This is a genomic window from Filimonas zeae (assembly GCF_014641615.1).
Classification (GTDB): Bacteria; Bacteroidota; Bacteroidia; order Chitinophagales; family Chitinophagaceae; genus Filimonas; species Filimonas zeae.
In genome coordinates this window covers 1,096,026-1,122,630 of sequence record NZ_BMIB01000004.1, presented here as the reverse complement: position 1 = coordinate 1,122,630, position 26,605 = coordinate 1,096,026, and the positions used below count along the sequence as shown (strand labels likewise).

Annotated in this window: 25 protein-coding genes; 24 read left to right on the top strand and 1 reads right to left on the bottom strand. The window is 44.4% G+C overall.

Features of this window, described 5'->3' with window-relative positions; translation table 11 throughout:
* Nucleotides 1–26: 26 nt before the first annotated feature.
* From IEY13_RS23150 to IEY13_RS23075, 16 genes are all read left to right on the top strand, one after another.
* Nucleotides 27–1,166, top strand: coding sequence for a DUF2586 family protein (locus IEY13_RS23150; protein WP_188956711.1), 1,140 nt, complete (start codon nucleotides 27–29; stop codon nucleotides 1,164–1,166).
* Nucleotides 1,167–1,203: 37 nt separating this feature from the next.
* A complete protein-coding gene (locus IEY13_RS23145) occupies nucleotides 1,204–1,635 on the top strand; it encodes a hypothetical protein (protein ID WP_188956710.1) in 432 nt (143 codons plus the stop codon).
* Nucleotides 1,636–1,660: 25 nt separating this feature from the next.
* Nucleotides 1,661–2,080: a hypothetical protein gene (locus IEY13_RS23140; RefSeq protein ID WP_188956708.1), complete on the top strand. Its 420-nt coding sequence runs from the start codon at nucleotides 1,661–1,663 to the stop codon at nucleotides 2,078–2,080.
* A 187-nt stretch (nucleotides 2,081–2,267) separates the two neighbouring features.
* The gene (locus IEY13_RS23135) at nucleotides 2,268–4,229 is read left to right on the top strand and encodes a hypothetical protein (protein WP_188956706.1); all 1,962 of its coding nucleotides are present in this window, start codon (nucleotides 2,268–2,270) and stop codon (nucleotides 4,227–4,229) included.
* 1 nt (nucleotide 4,230) lies between these two features.
* On the top strand, nucleotides 4,231–4,842 hold the full coding sequence (locus IEY13_RS23130; protein ID WP_188956702.1) for a DUF6046 domain-containing protein: 612 nt from the start codon (nucleotides 4,231–4,233) through the stop codon (nucleotides 4,840–4,842).
* A gap of 15 nt (nucleotides 4,843–4,857) precedes the next feature.
* Nucleotides 4,858–5,835 carry a hypothetical protein gene (locus IEY13_RS23125; protein WP_188956700.1) on the top strand — a complete coding sequence of 326 codons (978 nt, stop codon included), beginning with the start codon at nucleotides 4,858–4,860 and terminating at the stop codon, nucleotides 5,833–5,835.
* Nucleotides 5,836–6,318, top strand: a complete 483-nt coding sequence (locus tag IEY13_RS23120) for a hypothetical protein (protein ID WP_188956697.1) — start codon at nucleotides 5,836–5,838, stop codon at nucleotides 6,316–6,318.
* Entirely contained in the window at nucleotides 6,318–6,548 is a 231-nt protein-coding gene (locus IEY13_RS23115; protein ID WP_188956695.1) for a hypothetical protein, read from the top strand. Before IEY13_RS23120 ends, IEY13_RS23115 begins: the two co-directional genes overlap by 1 nt.
* 2 nt (nucleotides 6,549–6,550) lie before the next feature.
* Entirely contained in the window at nucleotides 6,551–6,841 is a 291-nt protein-coding gene (locus IEY13_RS23110) for a hypothetical protein (RefSeq protein ID WP_188956693.1), read from the top strand.
* Nucleotides 6,838–7,128, top strand: a complete 291-nt coding sequence (locus IEY13_RS23105) for a hypothetical protein (protein WP_188956692.1) — start codon at nucleotides 6,838–6,840, stop codon at nucleotides 7,126–7,128. Before IEY13_RS23110 ends, IEY13_RS23105 begins: the two co-directional genes overlap by 4 nt.
* Before the next feature lie 2 nt (nucleotides 7,129–7,130).
* On the top strand, nucleotides 7,131–8,000 hold the full coding sequence (locus IEY13_RS23100; protein WP_188956690.1) for a hypothetical protein: 870 nt from the start codon (nucleotides 7,131–7,133) through the stop codon (nucleotides 7,998–8,000).
* A 70-nt stretch (nucleotides 8,001–8,070) separates the two neighbouring features.
* Entirely contained in the window at nucleotides 8,071–8,478 is a 408-nt protein-coding gene (locus IEY13_RS23095; RefSeq protein ID WP_188956687.1) for a hypothetical protein, read from the top strand.
* Nucleotides 8,479–8,480: 2 nt separating this feature from the next.
* Nucleotides 8,481–9,563 (top strand): hypothetical protein, encoded by a 1,083-nt coding sequence (locus IEY13_RS23090; RefSeq protein WP_188956685.1) that lies wholly within the window; start codon nucleotides 8,481–8,483, stop codon nucleotides 9,561–9,563.
* Nucleotides 9,563–10,720 (top strand): hypothetical protein, encoded by a 1,158-nt coding sequence (locus IEY13_RS23085; protein WP_188956683.1) that lies wholly within the window; start codon nucleotides 9,563–9,565, stop codon nucleotides 10,718–10,720. The genes IEY13_RS23090 and IEY13_RS23085 overlap by 1 nt, the downstream gene beginning before the upstream one ends.
* A 111-nt stretch (nucleotides 10,721–10,831) precedes the next feature.
* Entirely contained in the window at nucleotides 10,832–11,995 is a 1,164-nt protein-coding gene (locus IEY13_RS23080) for a hypothetical protein (protein ID WP_188956681.1), read from the top strand.
* Nucleotides 11,995–13,449, top strand: a complete 1,455-nt coding sequence (locus tag IEY13_RS23075) for a leucine-rich repeat domain-containing protein (RefSeq protein WP_188956678.1) — start codon at nucleotides 11,995–11,997, stop codon at nucleotides 13,447–13,449. Before IEY13_RS23080 ends, IEY13_RS23075 begins: the two co-directional genes overlap by 1 nt.
* An 87-nt stretch (nucleotides 13,450–13,536) precedes the next feature.
* On the opposite strand, the gene IEY13_RS23070 is transcribed toward IEY13_RS23075, so the two are convergent.
* A complete protein-coding gene (locus IEY13_RS23070) occupies nucleotides 13,537–14,364 on the bottom strand; it encodes an XRE family transcriptional regulator (RefSeq protein WP_188956676.1) in 828 nt (275 codons plus the stop codon).
* A 224-nt stretch (nucleotides 14,365–14,588) separates the two neighbouring features.
* Here IEY13_RS23070 and IEY13_RS23065 point away from each other — a divergent pair, with 224 nt between their 5' ends.
* From IEY13_RS23065 to bglX, 8 genes are all read left to right on the top strand, one after another.
* Nucleotides 14,589–14,975 (top strand): helix-turn-helix domain-containing protein, encoded by a 387-nt coding sequence (locus tag IEY13_RS23065; RefSeq protein WP_188956674.1) that lies wholly within the window; start codon nucleotides 14,589–14,591, stop codon nucleotides 14,973–14,975.
* Nucleotides 14,976–15,251: 276 nt separating this feature from the next.
* Nucleotides 15,252–17,024 (top strand): hypothetical protein, encoded by a 1,773-nt coding sequence (locus IEY13_RS23060; RefSeq protein WP_188956672.1) that lies wholly within the window; start codon nucleotides 15,252–15,254, stop codon nucleotides 17,022–17,024.
* Nucleotides 17,025–17,075: 51 nt separating this feature from the next.
* Nucleotides 17,076–18,362, top strand: a complete 1,287-nt coding sequence (locus tag IEY13_RS23055) for a hypothetical protein (protein ID WP_188956670.1) — start codon at nucleotides 17,076–17,078, stop codon at nucleotides 18,360–18,362.
* A 31-nt stretch (nucleotides 18,363–18,393) separates the two neighbouring features.
* Nucleotides 18,394–19,602 (top strand): leucine-rich repeat domain-containing protein, encoded by a 1,209-nt coding sequence (locus IEY13_RS23050; RefSeq protein WP_188956666.1) that lies wholly within the window; start codon nucleotides 18,394–18,396, stop codon nucleotides 19,600–19,602.
* A gap of 30 nt (nucleotides 19,603–19,632) precedes the next feature.
* The gene (locus IEY13_RS23045; RefSeq protein WP_188956665.1) at nucleotides 19,633–20,937 is read left to right on the top strand and encodes a hypothetical protein; all 1,305 of its coding nucleotides are present in this window, start codon (nucleotides 19,633–19,635) and stop codon (nucleotides 20,935–20,937) included.
* Between the two features lie 373 nt (nucleotides 20,938–21,310).
* Nucleotides 21,311–22,288 (top strand): leucine-rich repeat domain-containing protein, encoded by a 978-nt coding sequence (locus tag IEY13_RS23040; protein ID WP_188956663.1) that lies wholly within the window; start codon nucleotides 21,311–21,313, stop codon nucleotides 22,286–22,288.
* 184 nt (nucleotides 22,289–22,472) lie between these two features.
* Nucleotides 22,473–24,311 carry a glycoside hydrolase family 2 protein gene (locus tag IEY13_RS23035; RefSeq protein ID WP_229687976.1) on the top strand — a complete coding sequence of 613 codons (1,839 nt, stop codon included), beginning with the start codon at nucleotides 22,473–22,475 and terminating at the stop codon, nucleotides 24,309–24,311.
* Nucleotides 24,312–24,350: 39 nt separating this feature from the next.
* Complete coding sequence (bglX, locus tag IEY13_RS23030; protein WP_229687975.1) at nucleotides 24,351–26,570, top strand: beta-glucosidase BglX; 2,220 nt, start codon at nucleotides 24,351–24,353, stop codon at nucleotides 26,568–26,570.
* The last annotated feature ends 35 nt before the right edge of the window (nucleotides 26,571–26,605 follow it).

Below are 26,605 nucleotides of genomic sequence, written 5' to 3'. Positions count from 1 at the left end.
CAAGCATAAACATAAATAAATAAAGCATGTCTTATCCTAAGGTAGTAGTTGCCTATGCAAATGGCAACTTGCTAAGTGATGTTGCCGCTGTAGATGGAATAGCGGGTTTAGTTGGAACGGTGAATACCGCTGGTTTGCAGGGTAGTCCGGTCGTGGTTTTTAATCTGGCAGATGCCGAAAGCAAAGGTTTTACTGAGGCGGCAGAGCCGGCCATGCACAGGCATTTAAAGGAGTTTTATGGTGAAGTGGGTGGTAATCAGGAGTTGTATGTAATGGGGGTTGCAGCTACGCAAACAATGGCGGACATTCTGGACGAAACCAACGTTGCGGGTGCTAAAAAGCTGATAACAGCTGCCGAAGGTAAAGTGCGGTTGCTGGGTGTTTTTAGAAAGCCACCTACTGGTTACGCTGCCGGTACTGATTTTCTGGATGCTGATGTATCCGCTGCAGTTGTAAAGGCTAAAGTTTTTGCGCAGGCCCGCCTGGCAGCACTTACGCCATTGCGCATATTAATTGAAGGGCGCATTGCGGTGGAGTCAAGTGCAACTATTTATGAGCCTGATACAGCCAGTAACGGTTTTGCGGGCGTAGTACTGGGTGGAACACTGCCGGATAATTCTGCGTCTGTTGGGTTGGCGTTGGGGCGTGCGGTTAAGTATCCTGCACATATTAAGCTGGGTAAAGTGGCTAACGGACCATTAAGCATAACCAATGCTTACGTTGGCTCTAAGCTGATTAAAGATCTGGTAAGCCTGGAGTCTATTCATGGAAAAGGGTATATCAGCTTTATGAAGCATCCGCAAAAGGCAGGCGTTTACTTTGGTATCGACCGCATGTCCAGCAATGATGATTATCGTTTATTAGCCCATGGCCGTGTGCTGGATAAAGCAGCTGTAATAGCCGCAGCCACTTATGTAGAACAGGTAGAGAGTGAAGTAAATGTTACTGCCGATGGCAATATCTCAGATTCAGATATTGCGTACCTGTCTGCGCTGATAGATCAGCAGATTAAAGTAAACATGGGCGATCAGATCAGCGGTCTGGAAGTAACCATTAGTCCTGCGCAGAATATCATCAATACGAATACACTTTCTGTTAAGTTAAGGGTGCGCCCGGTTGGTTATACCAGTTTCATTGAAATTGAACTGGGCCTGACTGCCGCTTAAGCCGAACAACATCTGATAATTAAATAATCAATTTATAATGGGAGCATTTTCAACGAGTGAGTGTGCCTGGTCTCAAACCAGTGTAACAATATTAAAACGAACAGTAGTTGGTATTACCGGGTTTGAATTCAAGGCCGCTATAGAAAAGGAATATTTACGCGCGGCAGGCAGTAAGCCCATAGATATTCAAATGGGCGACGAGTCTTATACCGGAAGCTTAAAGTTGCTGAAATATGAAGTGGATATGTTAAACGAAGCTGCTCAGTTTGCAGGCTACGAAACTATACTGCATGTGCCACATACATTAATTACAGTTACCTGTGTGTATAAGAAATCATTGTCTGACGCTCCTAAAACCATTGCTGTTCAGCAGTTGGCTTTTACTGAAATGCCTTTTGCAATGGAGCGTACTGCAAAAATGACAGAGGTTAGCCTGCCATTCATGGCAATGGATATGAAATTTAAATAAGTATTAGACCGTAAAAGTAAGTGAAATGGTAAGGACAGATATAGGAAAAGGTTCTTCTTTAAAGGAAATCAGAGAGCGGGAGAGAAAGGAGAAAGATAGTTCTCTGCGCGAGAAGTGTGCTTTATTAGCTAATGAACGTTATGGCGAAGACGCTGTAAAGAAATGGAGCAATGCAAATAAAGGCTTGTTTTTTCTGCCTTTACTTGACGAAGAAGAAAATATCGATAAGTTGGCTGTGTTAAAGCCCATCGACAGGCATATTCTTTCTTTTGCCAGCACCAAAATATCAGACGAGGGTCTGTATCTTTTTCTGGAGGCCTGTATGCGTGAATGTTGGATTGAAGGCGATAAGGAAATTCTGGAAGATGACGAATACTTTATTCCTGCAGCTAACAGCCTGAACAAATTAATTGAAGGTAAAAAGGCAGTACTGCTAAAAAGATAAGCGATGCATCGAAAAAAGCCGAACAGGATGTGTTCGGCTTTTTAGAAACATTGGTGGAGTATTATACAGGGCGTGATGCATCGCTGCTTTCTGATGAGGCCCTGGTGCTGAAAGTGGCACATATAAAAACCATAAGGAAAATGGAAGCGGAAAACAGCCTTAATAATTCACTTGAAACATTTTTAAAATGAACGGTAGTGTAATTGAACTGTTTGTTAGCATAAGGTCCATAGCCGGAAGTGGTCTTGCGGAGTTTGCAGAGCACGCAAAAAAGTCTTTTGACAAAGTGCAGAATTATATAGTGAACACCACTAAAAAACTGGATGCACTTATTTCCAGGTTCCAGACCTTAAATAATGAACTGCCTGGCCTGGGAGAAACAATGAAGCAGACTTTTGAAGATAGCGGGATAAGTGATGCAGTGGATGATATGGAAGAATTGCATCAGGCAGCACAAAGGGCTGCCGGTGCAATTGCCAATATCCCTGCTACTCCGGCAGTCGGAGCAATTGCCAATATCCCTGCTGCTCCTGCGGCCGGAGCGGCGGTAGGTGGAAATGCGGCTCACGGAAACGGGCCGGGTAGGTTTGCGGGGCAGGCAAGGGCGTGGGCGTTGCAGGCTGTTAACGGGCTCAGAGATCTGGTAACGGAATCTATGGATATGGCCCGGGAGTACAATGCGGCCAGGAATAATGTGATTGGCTTGGCGCATAACGCAGTAGAGGGTGAGAAGCTGGCGAGCGGCCTTGATGATATGGCAGAACATACGGTGCTGGGCAGAGGAGTTTTTAAAACAGCCGCTGATTTGCAGGTACAGGGGGGGGGGAATGGTAAAGTGTTGCCGTTAATACAGGCATTTGGAGACATAAGCGGAGGGGATGCAGGAAAGATGGCGGACCTCACAGGTGCTTACGGGGCCGTGCAGGCATCTGGAAAGCTCGACGAAAAAAGCCTTGAGCAATTCCGGACCGGACACTTTGATCCAATTAAACAAATTTCAGAATCCATGAATATGGATGAAGGTGCCGTGATGAAGAAATTCAGGGAAGGGGCCATTGGGATTGACATGATTGATGTAGCCTTAAAAGATGCTACAAAAAGTGGTGGGGAGTTTTACGATGGATTAAACCTTGCAGCAGAGTCGCCAGCTGCGAAGATGCAGCTTTTGCAACAATGGGTGGATACGCTTAGGATAAAGCTGGGGCAGGCATTGTTGCCTATTCTGGATAGCATGGGTGCGCTGGCAGGCTTTCTTCTGGATAATAAGGAGTTGATAATTGCTGTAGCGGCTGCCTGGGGCGTGTATACGCTTATTGCAGAACGGGCGGTGCTTTCGCAGGTGGCTATGGCGATTGCAACAGAAGGTGTAGCAATTGCAACAGAATTGTGGAATGCAATTATGATGATTAACCCGATCGCGCTGATTATAGCACTGGTAGTGGGTTTGATTGTATGGATTACTGCACTTACAAGGAAGTATGAAGGATGGGGGATTATGCTTGAGGGGCTTTGGGAGATTATTAAAGGTTTTGTAAAGTCGGTTATTCTTGACTTCCGGGATTTTTACGAAGGTATTGTTTACTATCTGAGCCGGGCTTGGCTGGGAATGCAGGACTTCGGCCAGCGTGCCATTCAGTTTGCAAGAAATGTAGCCCAGGCGATCAGGTTGGCGTTAACAGGACATGGCGATGAGGCCAGGGAGTTGTTGACGGCGCGCATTAAAACAGAGGCGGAAACTCGTATTGAAGAACTGGAAAAGAACAGGAAGAATTATCTGGATGAGAGTGGGAAGGACAGGGCGGCTGCGCTTTTACAGATAGGGAATGGGTTTGCCAAATTAGATAATGGATGGGATAAACGCGGGGTGCTAAAGCCTGAATCCAAAGGTGCCGCATCTGTAAGTGCGGGAGGTATAACGGATAGCAACACTATGACGTTCAAACCCACCGATACCGCAAAAGATGTTGGAAGGGAAGTTGGCAAAGATGTTACCTCAGGTGGTCCGCGTGTAATTAATATCAACGGGGTAAGGTTTGCGGATAAAATAGAAATCCATGTGAATGCTTTGGAGGAAGGGCTAAGCCAGCTGGAAGATCGGATGGGGCAATTGTATCTGCGTATTTTAAACAGTGGGGCAAAAATGCAATAGTATGGGATCGATAATATTTGAACTACAGGATTTGTATAAAGATACGTTTGGTACTAAACCTGCGATTGTAAAGGAGTGGCTGCCGGATAAAACAGATCCTTCGGAATTGTGGCTGGCAACTATGAATGAAAAGCCGCTTACAGATGGTCACAGCTCGGAACTGCGAACATCATTTGCGGGTGTGGAAATATGGTTGCCCACCCGGTTCTGGGGTGTTCCTTCAGAAATTTCAAAAGAAGGAAACCTGTTTTTGCCCTATACGGTAGTTAAAATTTCTTCTAAAAAAACAATTGTCAAAACGCCGCTTGCTGAACGGAGAGGCACGGTGAAAGAGCAATACAATATAGAAGATTATTCCATTTCACTGAATGGGTTTGTAATTGATGAGAAACGTGTATGGCCTTACAGCGAATTGATGGCACTCAAAACGCTTTATGAGTTGAATTATGCAGTAAGAATGAGTAATGCTTTAACGGATATTTTTATTGGTAAAGATGACAGGGTGGTTATTGAAAGCATTGATTTTCCGGAAGTGAAGGGTGGGCGTAATCATGTAAGGCCGTTTAGTATGCAATTGGAGAGCGATACAGTATTTACGTTAGAATCGAAATAGTGTTATATGTTTTTAATGACCAACAATATTACAATAGGCGATTTTAAGCCTTTTAAATGCACCAGCGTTAGTTGGAACAGAAGCATAGATAACTACGCAGACAGTGCTAAAATAACGATGCCGGGTGTTGGGCGTTTGAAAAAAGGAGGAGATCAATACGGCTTACCTGTTTCTTCCGGGATGCTATTCAAAAAGGGAATGCCGGTTGAAATTGCCTGTGGTTATAATGGCAATAACTCTGTTCGGTTTAAGGGGTTTGTAAAAAAGATAAACTATTCCATTCCGCTGGAAATTGAGTGTGAGGGATATAGTTATCAGCTCCAGGCCGATAAGAAAACATTGAAAAAGAACTACGAGCATACTACTGTGCGTAAAATACTTGAAGATGTGGTAGCTGGTACCGGAGTAAAGTTGAGCGCGCAAATTCCTCACATTCCTGTGATAAAGGCGCCTATGGCAGGCCTGTCTGGCGTAAAGGTGTTGGAGTGGCTGAAAGAAAACATGCTTCTCACAGCCTACTTCAATTTTGACGAGTTGTATGTAGGGTTAAGATATGTGGATGTTAAAAGGTCGCAGGAAGTGGTGCATCGGCTGGGTTGGAATGTGATTAAAGATAAGGAGCTGGATTTTGATGAGTCGAAGTCTGACACCAAAGTCAATATTACGTTGGAGGTAAGAAAGTCTACAGGCGTTAAAAAGAAAGTGGAGGCGCCCGCGGAAGGTGGAAAAAAAAGCTTTGTGGTGGTGGGAGTTGATCCTGAGTCAGATTTTTTGAAGAAGCTGCACAAGGATATACAAACCAAAGAATATCATAAAGGTTATTCCGGAAAGCTTACCTGTTTTTTAGACCCTGTGTGTGATCTGAATATGGTTTCGGTGATCAGGGATGCGAGATATATCGAACGGGCTGGAAAGTATGTTATTGAAAGCGTGGAAGGTTCTTTCAGCTCCTCGGGTGGCAGGCAGAAGGTAGGTGTAGGTGTAAAATTATAAATGATGGGATTACACGAAGACATTAGAGAAGCGCTATTCAATCTGGCTGCAAAAGTGGGGCCGAGGCCCAGTCTGCTGGCAACAGTGAAGCGGGTGGATGAAGACAAGATGACCTGTACGTTGGAGGATGATGATGGTGTTGAGTTTTACCAGGTGCGGCTGCGACCCGTTTTGGATGGAAAAGAAGCGCTGACCATATTTCCTAAACCAGGTGCATGGGCGTTGGCGCTTCGTGTTGAAAATGATGATGACTGGGTGATAGTAGCAACGGGAGAGGCCGACAAGTGGCGTTTAAAGATAGCTGAAACTGTTTTAGAGCAGGATAAATCGGGGTTGCTGGTGCAGCAGGGTGAGGACTCGCTTTTGCAGGTGATTGAATTAATAATTGAAGCAGCAATGGGTATTGTTGTAGTGCAGGGGCGAAACCCCGATTATGTAAAGCTGCAGCAGGCATTAACTAAAGTAAAGAAAATTTTAAGATAATGGCACTAAATGCAGATTTGTTAGGGCAGCAGTTGTACGATAAAGCAAATGAGTTTAATGATGTAGATATTGATAACATTGATGAAGCCCGCAGGAAATTCTGGAAAGGGGTAGCTACTGAAATTATCACTCATTTGCAGACTAACGCAATTTTAAATGTGCCGGGCGTAGGGCTGATTGCAGGCCCTTATGCTGTAGCCGGCAATTCTGTTACTGGTAAAATACAATAGCAATGACTGATTTAATACTTGACGAGTTTAATGACTTGTTAATCAGCGAAACAACCGGAGATTTTGTTTTGGGTGAGAGTGATGTGCAGCACCAGCAGTTGCTATTGTTATGCAGCAAGGGGGCTTTTAAAGAAAGTCCGGATACCTGCGTAGGTGCGTTTAAATATCTCGAAAGCGAAAATCCTGCTGCGTTGTTAAGAGAGGTAAGGCTTCAGTTCAGTGCAGATGGAATGGAGGTTGGGCAGGTTGTCTTTGAAAACAAAAGTTTAAAAGTTAAAGCTTCTTATTTATGAAAGTAGAGGTGCTTGAAGGGCAAACGCTGGCAGATATCTCAATACAGACAAATGGCGATCTGGGACGTATTATAGAGATAGCTATGTTAAATGGCATCAGTATTACGGATGATATTGCTGAGGGGGTGGTGATTGAAGTGCCTGCTGCTGATAACGATAAGCAAAGTGTTGTTGCAGTTTTCAATGACAAAGCAGACAGGCCTGCCAGTAAAATACAGTTTTCAGATATTATAATGCCGGAAGGGATTGCTTACTGGACTATTGGTTTAGATTTTAAAGTTAGCTGAATATGGCAAGAACAATTAATGAAATACAGGCATATATAACCAACGTATATGTTACTGAAATGGCGGCGGCCGGTTACCAGGTTGTACCGGCTGCCTGGAGCAAGGTAAACATACAGCGTTTGCTTATTTACATTGTGGCAGTTTGTACCTGGTCGCTGGAGGTGATTTTTGATGTGCACCGTTCTGATACAGAAAATGATATTAAAGCATTAAAGCCTCCAACCAAAGAGTGGTATGCCAATAAGGCGCTGGCGTTTCAATACGGCTTTCCTATCAGGCCTGAAACAGATGTTTTTGATAACACCGGATATACCGATGAGCAGATTGAGACAAGTAAGGTTGTAAAGTATGCGGCCGTAGTAAGGCAGTTAAATGCCTATGGAAGAATTGTGTTGAAGTTGAAGCTGGCTGGCTACGATGGTGAAGACCTGGCCCGTTTGTCGGAGGAAGAAATTGCCGCAATCAACGCGTACTTCAGCCGCATAGAAGCGGCAGGTGATAACCTCGTAATCTCCAGTGAAGTGCCTGATAAGTTGCGGATGAAGTGGCGTATCAGGTATGATCCGTTGATTCTGGATGGCAATGGCAACCGGCTTGATGGTCAGGGTAGCGATGTGGTGCGAACGGCTATTAAAAGTTTTCTCGTTGATGGAATGAAATTTAGTGGCGTGTATGCGCTTACCTATCACATAGATCATGTGCAAAAAGTGGAAGGAATAATTATTCCGGAAGTATTGGAGTGTGCTGCAAGTTATGGCAACGTTCCTTTCTCAGCTATCAGTCAGTTGTACGAGCCGGATGCCGGTTGGTTACGTTTTGATGCAGAAACAGATTTAATCATCGAATATTTACCGCAAAGTGCCATCCAATAATATTTACAACGTCGAATGGAAGAAGCTGGCCACGTGGCTCTTACCTGTTAACATCAGGGGAAAGAAAATAATGGCTCTGTTATATGCTTTGCTTGCGCCTGTTAATGATTTGCATACGCGCTTTCTGGCATATGTTAAGAATGTTGACTATCGCTTACGTATCAACTACCAGGTATGTTATCTGGAAGCGGCTTTAAATGACAGGTTTGACTACATTGACAGAAGAATCCGCATTGTGCGGGCGCGGCAGTATGATCCGTTTCCAATATATCTCAACCCGGAAAATAAGCCGGTTGTATTGCAAAGGCGTGGTGCAGGAAATGGTGTCGTATTGTATTCAAAGCAACAGACAGGCCAGTTTGCCGTGGATTTTATTATAAGGGTGCCTGCCGGTGTGCCCTTTGATGTAAGTGAGCTTACCGCTTTTGTAAGCTTTCATATTGTGCAGAGCCGGACTTTTCAAGTGCAAACATTTTAATAATGAACAAGACAATCGATTTTTCACAAGCCGGGGGCTTGTATATATATCAGGATACCCTGGATTACATGCAGAAGGCGTATGGTGATGTGCTGGATGCGGTGGGAGGATTTTTGGGCAGCCGGTTTATTTTAAGCGGATGTGTAGAGCAGAATGGAACTGTTAGTGATGGTTGGCTGGTGATGAATGGTGAGGTGTTGCCATTTTCTGCCAGTCTTAAAGCAGATTATGTAACCATTGAAAATTCATCTGCAACGGAGCAGTTTGAAGATGGGGAGCAAAAGTCTGTTTATTTACAAAAGCGTGCTAAGCTATCTACTATTGCAACAGGCAACACTCCTTTTGCAGACTTTGTGCGTTTGCCTTTTGGCGACTCGCTAAAAGACTTTGCATATAATGTGCAAACGGTGTTGAAAGGCTTGCTGGTTGAAAACGAAGTGATTCTTTCTGGTTGCGAAGTAAGCGCAGTGAATACGGCATCCTCTGCATTAACTATAGCGCCCGGCTTTTGTATGTTTAAAGGTAAACTCATGGCTGCACCCGCTTTTTCAGGTCGGTATCCGGTTTTTTTGAAAGAAGATGGCGCTTATGTTAATGATCAGCCGGCTTCCGGATTATTTATCTCTTTCGATCCCTATACCAGTCAGCGATACGCTGATGTGATGAACCGGGCCCTTACAAAGCCGGGAAAGATTGAGATGTACGAAACAAAGTCTGACCGGTTTGAGAATATAACCGGAATAGGCAAGTGGGAAATGAAAGGCTTTCAGCTGATGCAGGCTATGCAAGGCAGGGTGCCGGTGGGGTATTGGTTTGATGGAAATGCTGTTACAAACGTTACAGATCTGTCTTATAGAACAGAGAAGTCTCAGGGTGGGGAAAGGATGCACGGCCTAACGATCAGTGAGATGCCGTCACACAATCACTCCTTACTTGCTTATCAGGCAGGAAGGTCCGATAATGCAAATGACAGGGATGTTATGGTGCCAGGTGGCAATTCATTTACTGGTAGCACAGGGGGCGGTCAGCCACACAATAACATGCAGCCCTATACAGTAGTTGTTTACGTTAAAAGAATGGGATAATGTCAGTAAAAACAGTTAACCAGTTAAAGTCGCTGTTTAAGAATGGCGATAAGCCAAATCAGCAGGCTTTTTATGATTTTATGGATAGTTACCGGCATGTAAACGACAAGATAGCCGGTACTGATTTGAATGATGAACTATATAATATTATATCCAGCATGCCTCCGGCAAATGCCTATAATCAGTTGCTGGCTATGGTGCAAACAAAGGCAACGCCTGCCGATATTGTTGCGGCTATTACGGCTGCTGGCGGAAGCACGCTTGCGCCGCTTTCAGGTGGTAAGGTGCCGGTAGTATATTTGCCGGATAGCCTTGGTGCCGATGCTTATATGGATCAGACGTTTACCACCAATATAGCTGTTGGCGGTATAGCAGCAGGAACCGTTATTAGCAGTGGAACCAGATTAAATACAATTGTACGCAATCTGCTAACCACCGTATATAATCCTGATATCACAGCTCCTGCGTTTACGTTGAGTCATAATGCTACGCCTTATAGAAAAATTGATTCTACAGTCAATGTGCTGCTTACATTCAACTTTGACAGGGGTAATGTGCAAAGTGGCTGGAGTAATACTTCCCAGGGCGCGCGGGCCGGTGATGCAACAGGATATACGTTTATGAATGCAGATAACGTTGCTTATAGCGGGCAGCCGCAGGCTGGCAATCAATATACTGTTAACAATTATACTGTGTTGCAGGGGTTGAATGTTTTTAAATCAAAGGTGGCGTATGTCGCTGGCATTCAGCCCCTTAACAGCAATGGTGATAGTTTTGGATCGCCACTGGCGGCGGGAGAGTCGCCTGTTCAAAGCACCTCTTTTGAGGGTGTTTATCCTTTACTGGGCACAACTGCCGCTATTACTACCGCTACTGAGCAAACGCTGGTGTCGATGCTTACCGCAACTGGTATAGAACTGAATCTCGTTGCTGAGAGTGGCGGCAATAAGCAAACTTTCTGGATACCTGCTGTCTGGTTAGCAGCACGTTCACTTAAAAGCGTGCAGTATTTCAATACTGTGTCTAATACGTACGATGGAGCCAATAAAGCGGGCGATTTTTTAGCCTCTGATGCTACTGTAGGTGGTGTTTCATATAAAAGGTATGTTAACCAGACTTCAGATAGAGGTGCGTTGAAAATAAGGCTTGCCTTTTAGTACAGCGCTTGTTACAATGTTCTCCCCTCAGATTTTTTATACAACTGAATAGCAGCTCCGGTAGGTAACTCTGCAGGGCTGCTATTAGTAAAATTGATTTAATGATTTAATATGGCAAGAGAAACAGGTGCTTTTTCTTTTAGTGGCAATTTCGAAGTCACCAAAAAAGGGGCGTTGGATGCCCGTGCCTATTGTGCCAGCTATGCAGATTTATTATCCTTTACAGCAGCAAATTTTATATATAATGGGCATGTCGTGTCTGTGTGGGATGCAGATGTATCAAAACGCGGCTTATACCGTTGTGTTAACGAAGCGGATTTAAGTAGTGCAGCCAGCTGGCAAAAAGTAGGCGATGATATTAGCCCGGCAGGCCTGGAAAAGGTGGCAAACAAAAATGTAGCCAATGGGTACGCCGGACTTGATGGAAATGGTTTGGTGCCGGCAGTTTTACTGCCATCTTATGTAGATGATGTAATTGAGCGAAGCGCTTTTGCAGCGTTACCGGCAGTTGGTGAAACAGGGAAAATATATGTAACAACCGATACCAATAAAACCTATCGGTGGTCAGGAAGCGTTTATATTGAAATTTCTGCTTCTCCCGGCAGTACAGATGCTATTCCCGAGGGAAGTGTCAACCGGTATTATTCTGATTCACGGGCTATGGCTGCGCCGCTGACTGGTTTAACGGCCACTGCCGGTGCTCCCGTAGCGTCAGATACCATGCTTGGGGCGTGGGGCAAAGTGCTGGGCTTTATAAATAATATTGCTGCTACCATACGCGGCGCGGTACTTACAGGGTTCTCCACATCAACTGTAGCTGTAAATGCAACAGATACTATGTTGTCGGGCATGGGTAAGCTACAGGGGCAAATCAGTAACAAAGCTGTATTAACCGATTTTCAAAATACAGCTACAGATATAACAAAGGTGCCAACGGTTAAAAGTATTACGGATTATCTTGATTACTGGAAGCAACAGGCTAACAACTGGGTAAGTCCAACATTTTCGGGTATAGGAGCTAGAATGGTACATGCTACCAGTTCAGGCGAGTTAGTGGCAAGTATTCCGGTTTTAGAGGAAGATGCTTATGTTACCGATAACGATGTTATAAGCGCCTGCGTGGCTGCCACTTTTATTGCTGCCAATAATTATATGCCGGTAATAGTTCCCGCGAATGGGAAAAAAATGAATGCAGGATGCTTTTGTGTTAATGGTGAGTATAAGTATGAAGCAGTGCTGGACAATACCATTATCAGAATTAAAATTTCAGAATAATGATAGTGAAGCAAAATGGCCGGATTGTAAGGCAGGGGGGAAGGGTTATAGGGGGCATTGTTACACTGGAATATACAGGCCGGTCCGCAACCTTTCCTTTTGCTATCGCAAATAATTCAGGGGTAAATAGTGGAGTAGGTAATCTGGCGTTGCAGTTTAATAAGCAAACGGCAATTACGGTAGATTATGGCAATGGTGTGGTTAAAACTTTTGTCTCAGTGGTTTCGCCGGGCGAGTCTGTTAATAGGTTTGTATTCAACTCAAACGACTATTTCAGTTCCTTTTATGATTTGTATCACCCAAAGTATATCTATCCGGATGGCGAGGTTAAGCAAAGGACTGTTAAGATTAGTTATAACAGAGAAAACCTTACAAGTTATAGCGGAGGCATTAATGGTGTTACAAATATTCCGGTGTTAAACTTTTTGTTTTATGCGCACCGTAATCTTACTTTTTTTTCTACATCTGGTGCGGCTGGAACGTTAACGGATATTCCTTACCTGGATAGAATAACTGCTTCTACCAATCCCGTATTGCAGACGCTTCGTATCGTTAATTTTTCTGCAAACTCTCCATGGGTAAGGGCGGTTCCGATTAACTTTTTGGATATGCCTTTGACTTTGCTTACCACGGGTACTACATCGTTTACTGATACAGGCTCAAATCTTGAACATATTGGTAGTCGCGCTATAAAGAATTCATTGATTTCGCTGGAGCTTATAGATCTTATAAATGTAACCACTTTGCCGGCAAGTTTGGACGGTGTGGTTAAGTTGCGTGATCTTACTTTGAACAGATGTTCTTTTGCAGAGTTTCCTGAGGTGATTACGCGATTAACAACGCTGCAGTCGCTGATTATTAACGACACCACTAACCGGCTTACAGGAATGTCTCAGATACCAGCTTCTATAGCCAACCTGAATAAGTTGGTTAACTTCTCATTCAATATCTGGAACGTAACCAAAATTCCGGACAACGTTAATCTGCTAACTACTATTGTTACACTAACTATTTCAGGAGGTGCAACATTTACAGAGTTTGGAGATATTTCGGCGCTAAAAAATATGGCTACACTGATTTTGGCGCATCCTACTATTCATAATTCTTTTACTGCATTTCCTGCTTATTTTGATGCGTTCACAAAGTTTAGAACGGTAACGTTTAATTCCCCCTTAAATTCCGCTTCAGTAAACGTGACAAAGAAGCTGAGTCTGATATATGATCTGATTACCAGAAATGCGCCTAAAACAGGTGTTAACAATGGAAGTATTCCTTACCGGGGATTTATTTTGAATCTGTTTACCGGGTCTGCTGTGCCTACAGCAGTAGATGGAATAATTGCGGAGCCCGAAGGGTTTGTGCAGGGAGTGGAGAACGGTGTTGTTGATAGTGCGGGAAAGATGATATGGGTGTTAAGAAATCAATATGGATGTACTATAAATATTACCGTTTAAATAGAGTAGAAGTTTTTATAGCGGATAGTTGCCAGATGGAGCCTGTTGTAGACACAGGCTCCATCTGATAAACTATGTATTCAGGCGCTACCGTATCTTTAGAGGTAGATTTACTTTGCGCAACTCTGCTTCCAGTAGCGTTAAACGTGCTTCTGTATCCGCTACCCTTGTATATATTTCATTGGGAGAGCGCATCTGCCGGCTCATAAAAGCTATCCCATACCACATTTCCAACACATCCTGCGGGTCTACTACAAGGGGGGGGTATTCATCTTTAAGCTTGTAATTGTCTGATTTTAATATCAGCTTATTGTCTTTTTCTATTCTGTTCAATACCCTTTTTACAACAATGCCGTCGTTTCTGGTAACAACTACATAAATGCGGTCATCTCTCAATGCGTTAAGGTTTTCCACAAATTGAGTAATCAGAATGTCTTTGTCGTCAAAGGTGGGATACATGGAAAGTCCTTCTATTTCAAACATTCTATAAGTGCCGTTGCTTAAGCCTGGAAGACGGTAGGTAGGAAGTGTTGAAATAAATTCGGGGTCTTCATAGCCATGTAAGTAGCCGGCGCGGGCTTTAGCGGGCACCATCATTACATTTTCATTTCCTGTTTGGTCAATAGTAATTACCTGAGGTATGCGGTGCATTATTTTCTCCTGCGCCTGTGGCAGAATAATATCAGGCTGCCCCGGTTTTTGGGACGGCTGACTCAGATCCTGGTATAGCATCTGGTCTGCCGGAAGTCCAAAGAACTCGGATATTGACCTGAGTAATTGAAAATCAGGACTGGAATATCCCGTTTCATAATTGGCATACGTATTCTTTTTTATATGTAAAAGTTCTGCTAATGCAGCCTGGGTAAGTCCTTTCTGCTCCCTGAGAAGTTTGAGATTCTGTTTCAGGTAAATCATTACAAATTATATTTTTTTGGACAAAATTCTTGGACTGTATCTGTTTTTTGGATTATCTTTGTATCCTATTCAACGCTAAGATAAGGCGCAAAAGCGATAAAATCCAAGAAATAAAGATTTTAAGCCTGGCGTCTTTAACGACAACCTTAAAAAATAAGCGGCCGCTTCCTTTAAAGTATGTCATCGGTTCTGTTGTTTTTAATAATAACATCTAAAAGCAGTTTATGGCAAATATGCTTAAGCGGGAGCGCGGAACATTCCCGGCTAACCCGGATTTTGAAATGTGGCTGGTTGAGAATAAAGGAAATTTTGCATTAAGTAGTGTAGCGGCTGTAGTGTGTGAAGCGCTTCGGGTTGATATTAAACATTTGCGCGCCCGGGACAAGCCACAGTGGATAACAGATGCGCGGCAGATTTATTGTTATATGGCCAGAAATCTTACCAATGCAAGCTATAATGAAATTGCAATGCGTATCTGTAGAATGCATCCCAGTGTTATATCTGCAGAGCGGAATATTAAAGATAAAATTGCCATACAGGATGAAATAATTGTAGAAAAAGTAAATATTGTTTATAGCTACTTCAGGCGTGTTGAGTATGCAAATGCATAAATAAAATACTACCTGTTTTATCAGGTATCTCTATATATATCAGGGCTGGCGTCTCTTTAAGGGGCGCCGGCCTTTTTGTTTTGGCGCAGTTGTATAATAAATATTTAAAGGAGTGGATGGTGTGTTATAATGGAGCATTTGTTTTGTTGTCATGCACGTGCGATTTTGAAATGGAGGCCTTTATTTGAAATTTTACATTCTTGTTTTTCGGCTAGTCAATACGCCCTGTTACAATCATTAATGCTTTTGGGGGGATCATCTAAACAATAATATTTTATGGCGAGAGAATTGGGCTCTTTCTCTTTTAGTGGAAATTTTGAAGTGGCAAAAAAAGGTGCGTTGGATGCGCGTACTTACTGCCCTTCCTATGCAGATTTGCTGGCGTTTACAGCAGCTAATTTTATTTATAATGGCCATGTAGTGTCTGTGTGGGATACAGACCCCGCCAGGCGTGGCTTGTATCGTTGCATTAACGAAAATGCTTTAAGTAATCCGGCCAGCTGGCAAAAGGTGGGTGATGATGTGGATTTGTCGGAGGTGGAAAAATTAACGAACAGGAACATAGCAAATGGTTATGCGGGCCTGGATGCAAGTGGCCTTCTCCCTTCTTCCATATTGCCCAGCTATGTAGATGATGTGATAGAGCGGGCAAGCCTTGCTGCTATGCCTGCCACAGGCGAAACGGGTAAAATATATGTTACACTTGATAGCAATAAAACCTATCGTTGGTCTGGCAGTACTTATATAGAAATCTCTGCTTCGCCAGGTAGCACAGATGCTATTCCGGAGGGTAGTCTTAATCTGTATCATACTGCTGCGCGGGTGGCAGCAACACCTCTTACAGGATTGGCCGCTGGTACCGGAACGCCCGTTGCTTCGGATACCGTGTTGACCGGGTTTGGTAAGGTGCTGGGCTTTATAAATAATATAGCCGCTACTATCAGAGGAACTGCACTTACCGGCTTTTCCGCTACAACAGGTGCTGTAACGGCAAGTGATACTGTATTAAGTGCGCCGGGTAAATTGCAGGGGCAGGTAACTGCACTGCAAGGAAACATTCCAACCACTGCGGAAATGCAGGCGGGTACAGACAATGCCAAATTTGCCACAGCATCCAGAGTTGCTACCTGGTGGGCATGGGTAAAAACCCAGGCGCAGGTTTTTACTGCAAGGGTTTCGGCGCCTGTTGTTAAGCTGGTGCCACAGGGTACAACACCTGCTTCTTCTGACGGCGATATCTGGATGGAAAACACAAACAGCAGACCGCGTATGCAAAAAGGCGGTCAGGTTGTGGATGTGCTTACCAGCGCGGATAACTATTTGTTTGTAGGCGCCAGCCCGCGTTTGGTGCAGACGAATGCGCTGGGCGATTTATCTGCTACCCAGGAAATAGCAGAAGGTTTTGTTACAGATACAGATGTTATTTCTGCCATTACTTCGGCTTCATTCAATGCTGCAAATAATTATACAGCCAATGTAAGCCCACTTAATAGTAAAACGTTGTACCAGGGCCAGTGGTATAAAAATGGGGCTGATATGTATTTTGCCGTAGATGATAATTCGGTTTATAAGTTTGGTTCCGGTAACAGCGCTGGTTCTTCAAAACAACCTGCCACTTTGTTTCAGGCCTTTGATGAGATAACAACTTCTGGTACGGCAATCACTACGGCTTATTCGTACACGCTGCCAGCAAACACCCTGGCTGAAAATGGAAATGTACTCGAGTATGATTTTGTAGTTAGTTGCGGATTTGGGCCTTCTGACAGGATAGTGTATTTGAGCATTGGTGGCTGGGGGCCGATAGGTGTAATGAATGCTACTTCTCCTAGTGCTGTTACTCGTTTTCAGGGAAGTATTATACGTATTTCGGAAAGTAAGGTGCGGGTAATTTCGTGCTATACGGGATCTTATATTTCGGGTGCTGGGTGTTATGAGTATGATGCATTTGATTTTACGGTTGATAATCCTGTTGGGCTTGTGCTCGAGTCAAAGGATGCTTCTTCTTATGTAAAGGCGTTGGGGTTACGGCTGATTTATAAGCCTGAATAGCCTTAGTAGCGTTGGTTTGTTAGTGTAGTCGTTTTTTAAAAGTGGGAACAGATGATATTCAGTTATAGCGGCAGCATGCAGTTTGTAATAAAGGGAACGAGGTTTCCTTTTGTAGGTGCTTCTTCTTCCAATGAGGGGCTGGGGCTGGTTGGCAGCAAGCCGTTTTTTGTCACTATCGATTATGGTGATAGTGCGGGTGCTGTAAAGTATGATGCGGTTCTTTTTGCCGGCATCTATAGGGTTCGTTTGCTGGATTACGATAATGTGAACGTGAACCCGGCCTTAGGAAATTATGCCGGAAAGCTGCTGGATAATAGAAATGACAGGCTTATCAGAATTACCTGTAGTAATTGGTCGGTTATTATTCAGCTTGTTTTTAATAATCTTCCTTTTTCTAAAGAGCAGGTTTTGGGAATGCCATTTAATCTCATGACAGGGCTGGTATCCATTAATAATAATTTTTCTGCCAGCCAGGCTTCCTATGGCTTTATAACGGAAGTAAACAAGTCTCTTTTTTCACTGAATAAGTTGAATACGTTTGTTGTTTCATTGGGCATGTTCTCGCCATCCAGCAGGTATTACGGATATATTCAGCCGGATATGCTTAACAGAAATATTACAACCATTGGTTTTGATAGTTATGGCTTTCCGGGAAAGTCTTTTATACAAACCAATCTGGTAGGAATTAATGCCTCCTCTATGCCCAATCTGAAAATACTGGGCCTTGGTGGCCTGGGGCAATACTATTATGATGATAACTCGGGCGCGGGGCCTTTTCCGGTTCAGTGGACCCGGTTGCCGGCCTTAAATGCACTTCAGTTCGACAGGCCTTTGTTTACCAGAATTCCTGACCGGTATAACGATATGGCATCTCCCACCTTTTCAATCATCAGACTAACAGGTGCGCAAACGGTTGTCGCGTGGCCTGTTAGCCTTACTAATCTTACGGAGCTCACTTTAGTGGAGGTGGCCGGAGCTAACAGATTTACCAGTGATGTGCCGGCTTACTTATCAGCTAACAAAAAGTTGCGGACAGTTGCTTTTACAAATGCTGCCAATGCTGCTACGCAGCCCGTAGGGTGGATAGATACGTTAATAGACAACTGGTACAACTTTATTGTGGCTAATGCTTCGCTCGCATCGGGCTCTTCTCCGTTCAGGGGTATGATCATGAACTATGCTGTTTCTGGTGGAGTTGCGGGTCAGGTGCCTTCCGGTGTGTATAAAGCGCCTGAAGGGTTTGTTGTGGGTGTAAGTAACGGGGTGCCATCTAATGCACAGGAAAAGTTATATGTAATGCAGGTGCAATACGCTCATGTGTGGACTGTTCCTTCCTGATTAAATAGGAGAGTTGTTAAAACATCAAAAAATGATATTTAGTTATAGTAACGACTGGGTTTTTCAGTTTACAGGTTTGCAGTTTCCGGCAGGAAATGTATTTCTCAATTTTAGTGGTCCCGCCAGTATTTACGTTGATTACGGAAACGGAGCCGGTGCTACTTTTACATCGGGTACTGCAAACAGAATTTTCTTTGGTACCGATGATACATCTAATGCTAGTGCAAACTATCCGCGGTATTTGTATGGTACAGGCAGTGCAAGCTCGCTTAGAACGGTAAGGATAAGAATTAATCAGCCTGAGCTGTTAGTAGGGTTGCAGGTTAATGGTGCGCTTAACAGGCCGCAGCCTTTCCCGGTTAAGTTTTCCAGGTTTGTTAATCTGCAATCGGTGGGGCTTTCCGGAATGTCGCTGACAGATATAGATACATCCCTTTTGCAGCTGAAAAACCTTACCCTTCTTTCATTCAGGGGGGCTTTTTCTAAAGATACCAGGTTCTATGGCTTTATTCCTGATTATGTTTTTTCTGGTAAGAAGTATCTTACGTTTGGCTGGCAGGCTGCCCTGGGCGGTAAGTCTTTTTCTGTGTCAAATCTGGATAAGCTGGCGGTTCATTTAGGAGCAACTTTAGATAGGCTGATTTTGGATTCCAACTCCCTGGGCGATACAAATGGAGTCGATGGTGCTTTGCCGGAAAATTTTTCTGGCTTTGGGTTACTTTCTTATCTGGCCTTGAATAACAACCTGTATAGCACTTTTCCTGCTTTGATAAATGGCCTTACTTCATTAACTGCTCTGGAGTTTGGAAGTAACCCATTGGTGTCATGGGGTAATCTTTCCGGGCTTACTAATTTAACTACGCTGAATATTTCTTCATCGCATGCCACATCGTTACCTGCATCTGTGCCTGCTTATTTTACCAATCTCACAGCATTAAAGGTGTTTTCGTTTATGGCGTGCTTTGGAAATGCTGCCGGGCTGGAAGCTTTTATCGGCAGTTTCTACAGTTTTGTTGTATCCAATGCAGCGTTGTCAGGGCCGGCTTCGTTGCCTTTCCGGAATATGCGCATTACATGTGGGGATGTAGCTGTGGGCTCAGGGTTTCTTGTCAGCGGTGTTGAAAAGGCGCCGGATGGATATGTGCAGGGAAGTAGTAACGGAACCCCGGCAAATGCTGCTGAAATGATTTATGTAATGAAAAATCAATACGGTCATACCTGGATTTACAGAGGTGTTTAGTTGTTAACCGGATGTATAAAGCGGTGTTATATGGTAGTAAAGTTTAAAGAGCGGCTTTTGCGCTACGGCGGTGATATGGTGTTTGTGGTTAATGGCACTTCACTGTTGGCGGGGGCGTTACAGTTGGTAAGCGTGGCGGGAATGCCTTTTAGTATTACAGTTGATCCGGGAGATGGTACCGGAAAGTTCGTCTTTCAATCTGTTGCAAGTGTTTTGCGGCTTTATAACGTAGGTAATCTGAATATTAACCCCGGTATGGGGTATTATCAGTGTCCTGTATGGGCCACCGGTAATCTGCAGAACAGAGTAGTGAGAATTAGTTGTTCCAACTGGTCGGCTATCGTTACCTTAAACATCTCTGGTTTGTATCTTTCAAAGCCTCAGAAGTACAGTGCGCCTTTTCATCAGATGAATAGGTTAAGGAATATCTATTTGTCTCAGGCTCCCCCTTATGCTCAGATTACAGAGTTTGATACAGGCGTACTTTCATTGCCTTCTTTTACGGGATTGGCTGTAGTTGGTCAGTTTTTTACGCCCGATAGCAGGTTTTACGGCAATGTTCCGTCTGATGTATTGAATCCTAAACTTACATCACTTGTCTGGAATGGAGTAGGTACCGGTAATAGCGCAACCGGAAAAAACAAGCCTTTTGCAGCTACAGGCTTTTCGGCAATCAACCCTGCATCACTGCCTGCTTTGCAGGAATTGGGTATCGAATACTCCTATGTTGCGGGCTACGACGATAGTGAAGCTGGCGAAGGAGCTTATCCGGATGTATGGAATACATTTCCTGATCTCAGGAGGTTTTCGCTGAATCTGGCGCTGTTTACCAGAATGCCCGCTAAGCTGAATAATCTGCCGGTTACTTTACAGTCGCTCAATCTTGTATATCTGAGATATGTAAAGGAATGGACAGATTTGAGTAATCTGATTAATCTTACTGGTATTGTGCTTACGGGGTGTCCGCAGTTTACCAGCGATATTCCTGCATGGATGTCGTCGTTGAAAAAATTAAAAGTGTTGAGTCTGGGTTCTATAGGAACGCTTGCTAATACTACTGATACAAACTGGCAGAATAATTTTTATACCAATCTGTACAGTTTTGTGGTTGCCAATGCACCTGTTACGGGAAATTCTGCCAGCCCTTTCAGGAATATGACTATCCGTACCCGCCAGGCAGACGACTCTGTTACAAATATGCAGTTGGTTGCCGGGGTAGAGCAGGCGCCTGCAGGGTTTGTACAGGGGGTAAGCAATGGTGTGCCCGCTAATGCTGCGGAATGCATATATGTTTTAAAGCAGCAATACGGTCATACAATAAGCTACCCTGCCTGATCTGTTAATTGCTTAATAAAGAATCTCTGATGTTATGATAACAAGGTTTAAGAATAAGGTGATGCAGTTTGGTGGAAACATCAGCTTTATTGTTAGTGGTAATCATTTTCCCAATGGTGCAATTCAGTTTGTTTCAGCAGCACCCGTTCAGAAAAATTTTACTGTTTCTATTAATTATAATGATGGTACTGAGCCCGTGGTATATAGTTCGTTGGGTAGTACCGGTAAGGTACTGAATCTCTACAATCCCGGGCATGTCAATATTAATCCTGCTACTGCCAACTATAGTGGAAAAGTTTTTTCAGATGGAAATAAGAACGATAGAATAGTTGTAATCAACTGCTCAGACTGGTCTGTTATTACCGGTATATCCATGTCTGGTCAGTTGTTTTCAAAAACTCAGTCATTGGGTATTCCGTTCAGGCTTATGAGAAATCTGGCTGGGTTTGGTGCTACAAACGGCCTTGGTGGGGGAGGGGCTTATGCACGCATCACAGATATTGATGCGGCATTGTTTTCCTTGCCTGCTTTAAGGTCTTTGTCTTTAGGGGGCTCTTCTTTTGAAATTACCAGCAGGTATTATGGATATCTGCAGCCCGCATTTATTAACCCTAATCTTACTTCCTTATTAATTGGTGGTCCGGGTTATACAGGCAAGTCTTTTACAGCAGCCAATTTAACAGCAATAAATGGAGTTGCGCTTCCTCAGCTTACTTCTTTTAGTTTTAATGGTGGAATGATTGGGGGCAATGATAACGGGTTTGGAGAAGGGCCCTTCCCTGTTGAATGGACAACGCTGAACAAGCTGCTTGTGTTTGGATGTAATACAACGGCATGGACGAGCATTCCGGACAGAATCAATAGTATGAGTAATACGTTAACTAACTTAAATTTTACTTATTGCGGGCAGATTGTAAGCTGGGCAAATGATCTCTCCAATCTGGTGAATCTTTCTACGCTTGTATTAACAAGGTGTGTCAATTTTCCAACCACGGTGCCCGGTTATATTGCCAGTTTAACAAAGCTGAAAAACTTAAACATGGGCGGGGTGTTTCCGGTTAACCGTCAGGCCGGAGCTATAGATGCTTTTATCGATAACTGGTATGCTTTTGTTGTGGCCAATGCAGCTATAACAGGCGCCAATGCGCTACCGTTCAGAGGAATGGTTTTTGACATCAGGAGTGAGGATATAGTCAATATTCCTGATGGCGTGCAAATTCCAACGGGAGTTTATCAGGCGCCAGCCGGGTTTGTGTCAGGTGTTTCTAACGGAACACCTGGTAGCTCTCTGGAAAAAATTTACGTCATGGAGGTGCAATACGGGCATATTTGGCGGTATCGTACTGTGTAGTTGTCTGTATCTGCTGTTTTCTAAAAATTTTCTTTTTTCTGCTGCCTGCTATGTTAGTATCGGATCGTACCTTTTAAATTCTTTGCAGTAATTCCCGGGTGGTTAAACCCGGTAGTATAATGTTGTGTCTATAGCCTGCTGCAAAAGTGCTTTGCCGGACGTAATCAACCACAACTAAAATAGCATGAATATGCAAAAAAGGGTATTCACAGGGCTGTTGCTGCTGATGTCTGTTGCAGCAATGGCACAAAGCGAGCCGCTACAGAACATTGCAGGCAGAAAAATACTGAGTCTGAATGGCCGGTGGAATTATATTACAGATCCGTATGAAAACGGCTATTACGATTACAGGCATAAGCCCTACGATGCTTCTGCCAGCGGTGCCGGTGGTTTTTATGATAATAAAAAGGCTAGGGGGAATGATCTGGTAGAATACAACTTTGATAATTCGCCCACGCTGCGCGTACCGGCAGACTGGAACTCTCAATCAGAAAAGCTTACTTTTTATGAAGGTACTATATGGTATCGCCAGCAGTTTACACTGGCCCCCGCCGCGGGAAAAAAATACTTCTTGTATTTTGGTGCAGTAAATTATGAGGCACATGTGTATCTCAACGGCAAAAAGCTGGGCATGCACAAAGGTGGCTTTACGCCTTTTCAGTTTGATGTTACCGATAAGCTGACTAATGGCCTTAATACAGTAGTAGTAAAGGCAGATAATACCCGCCATCAGGATGAAATACCTACTATTAATACCGATTGGTGGAACTATGGGGGCATTACCCGCGATGTATATGTGGCGGAAGTAGAGTGCACTCACATTTTGGATTATAAAATTCAACTGGATAAATCCGATGCCAAAAGTATCATAGGTTTTGTATCCGTAGCTGGCAATGGTAAAGGCCAGGCGGTAAGTGTGCTGATACCGGAGGCGGGTATTAAAACGCAGGTAACTACCAACGATTCTGGTTATGCTGCTATTAAACTAACACCTAAGCAGCTCTCGTTGTGGTCGCCGCAAAACCCAAAGCTGTATCAGGTGCAGCTGGTGTTAAATGGCGATACGCTTACTGATAAAATAGGCTTTCGCACTATAGAAGTAAAAGGGCAGGATATTCTGCTTAATGGCCGTTCTGTGTTTTTGAGTGGCATATGTCTGCATGATGAAAATCCGCTGATTCCCGGTCGCCTGCGCTCGCAGGGTGATATGCGTATGATGCTGCAGTGGGCCAGAGAACTCAATTGTAACTATGTGCGCCTGGCGCATTATCCGCATAACGAGGAAATGCTGCGTCTGGCAGATGAAATGGGGTTAATGGTGTGGGCAGAAGTGCCGGTGTACTGGACCATCAGCTGGCAAAATCCTGAAACCTATGCCAATGCAGAAAAGCAGCTTTCAGATATGATTGCCCGCGATAAAAACAGGGCCAGTGTAGTGGTATGGAGTGTGGGTAATGAAACGCCTGTTAGCGAGCCCCGCAATGTGTTTATGGGTAAGCTGGTGGCACGTGTGCGTCAGTTGGATAATACCCGCCTGGTGTCGGCAGCATTGGAGGTACACCGGGAAGGAGAGAAGGCTTATGTGAATGATCCCCTGGGCGAAAAGCTCGATCTGGCCAGCTTTAATGAATACGCCGGTTGGTACTGGGGTGGCGTACCTTCCAATATTACTAAATATGCGTACGAAGTAAAATACAATAAGCCGGTGCTGATTACAGAGTTTGGTGGTGATGCGCTTGGTGGATACCATGCCGATGAAAATACCCGCTGGAGCGAGGAGTATCAGGCCGCGCTGTATCGCAACCAGTTTGTATTGCTGGGTAAAATGCCGGGACTGCGGGGAATGACGCCCTGGATTCTGTGCGATTTCCGTTCGCCCCGCCGGCAGGAGCCGTATTATCAGGATTTCTTTAACCGTAAAGGACTTATTTCAGAAACCGGTAAGAAGAAACTGGCATTTGACGTGTTAAAGACGTATTACCAAACCATGCAACAGCAATACAATACAGGTAATAAAAAGTAGTTTTGGCCCCATTGTTTATCTCAGAAACCCAACTTGTATATGAAGTGGATTGGTAGTTTGCTTTGTGGTATGGCTGTGGCAACCGCCGGCTATGCGCAGTCTTATGACCCTGTTTTATTAAAAAAGACCAACGCGTTACTGGCTAAAATGACGCTGGAAGAAAAGATAGGTCAGCTGAACCAGTACTCCGGAAAAGATGTAACCGGCCCGGTAAATGCGCAGAACAAAACCCAGAAAGAAGATATCCGCAACGGACTGGTGGGTAGTATGCTCAATGTAAAGGGCGTAAAAGATACCCGCGAAATACAGGAGCTGGCCCTGCAAAGCCGCCTGAAAATACCCCTGCTGTTTAGTCTGGATGTAATACATGGATATAAAACCGTATTTCCCATACCCCTGGCCGAAACTGCCAGCTGGGATACGGAGCTGATGGAGCAAAGCGCCCATATTGCTGCCAAAGAAGCGGCTGCCAGTGGTATTCACTGGACGTTTGCGCCTATGGTAGATATTGCCAAAGACCCACGCTGGGGCCGTGTAATGGAGGGTGCCGGTGAAGATACCTATCTGGGGGTGCTGGCCGCCAAAGCGCGTGTAAAAGGCTTTCAGGGTGCTAAGCTGGGCGGTACCGATGCGGTAATGGCCTGTGCCAAGCATTTTGCTGCTTACGGTGCTGCTATTGCCGGGCGCGATTACAATGCCGTAGATATGAGTCTGCATCAACTGTGGCAGGACTATCTTCCGCCATTTAAAGCCGCTGTAGATGCAGGCGCTGCCACATTCATGAACAGTTTCAATACCCTCAATGGTATCCCTGCCACCGGTAACAAATACCTGCAGCGCGATATCCTGAAAGGGCAATGGAAGTTCTCCGGTTTTGTGGTGAGCGATTGGGGTTCTATCGGTGAAATGGTGAACCATGGCTTTGCAAACAACGATACCATTGCGGCGCTCAAGGCTATTACTGCGGGTAGTGATATGGATATGGAAAGCAAAGCTTATCTCGCCGGTCTGGCTTCATTGGTAAAAAACGGAAAAGTAAATATTGCATTGGTTGATGATGCTGTGCGCCGTATATTATATAAGAAATTTGAACTGGGTTTGTTTGATGATCCCTTCCGCTTCTGTAATGAAGCGCGCGAGCAACAGGTAATGAACGATGCTTCGCATGTGGCAATAGCACTCAAAGCAGCAGAGCGCAGCATTGTATTGCTGAAAAACAATCAGGTGCTGCCTTTGTCATCCGGCACAAAAACAATTGCAGTAATCGGCCCTCTCGCACAGTCCAGACGCGATATGGCTGGCAGCTGGACGGTTAATCCGGTAGATACCAATCTCATCGTAACTCTGTATCAGGGCTTAAAGAATAATGCCGCCGGCGCTACCGTTCTTACGGCTAATGGCTGTGTGGTAAATGGCGGTGATAAAAACGGTTTTGAAGAGGCGTTAAGTGTTGCTGCCAAAGCAGATGTAGTGGTAATGGCTATTGGTGAAACCTGGGACATGAGTGGTGAAGCCAAGTCGCGCAGTGATATTCGTATGCCGGGCCTGCAACAGCAATTGCTGGCTGCGGTAAAAGCAACCGGAAAGCCGTTAGTAGCTGTGGTAATGGCAGGCCGCCCGCTGGTAATGGATACCGTAGTGGCTCAGGCAGATGCGGTAGTATATGCATGGTGGCTGGGTAATGAGGCTGGTAATGCTATTGCCAATGTGCTGCTGGGTAAATACAATCCCTCCGGCAAACTGCCTATGACTTTCCCCCGTAACGTAGGTCAAATACCTGTTACGTATAAACAGCAGAACACAGGTCGCCCCGTAACCAACGAAAACAATGTGGTATACCGCAGTGCTTATATCGATGTTACCAACAGGCCGGCCTTTGCTTTTGGTTACGGCTTAAGTTACACTACTTTCAGCTACTCAGGTTTGCAGGTAAGTAAGCCGGCATTTTCCGGTAACGATTCTGTTGTAGTAAGCTTTACCCTCACCAACACCGGCAAATATGCGGGTGAAGAGGTGGCTCAGTTGTATATCCGCGATAAGGTGTCTGATATAGTAAGGCCGGTAAAAGAGCTGACAGGCTTTAAAAAGCTGATGTTACAGCCGGGTGCACAGCAAACCATCCGCTTTACTATTAATAAAGAAAAGCTGGCTTATTATAACAGCGATCTGAAAAAGATAACAGAAGCGGGGGATTTTGAGGTGATGATTGGCGGCTCTTCCGATAATACGCCGTTAAAAACAACTATTCGTTTCCAATAACCTGTTCTATAGTACCCCCGCATGGCAAAGCCTTT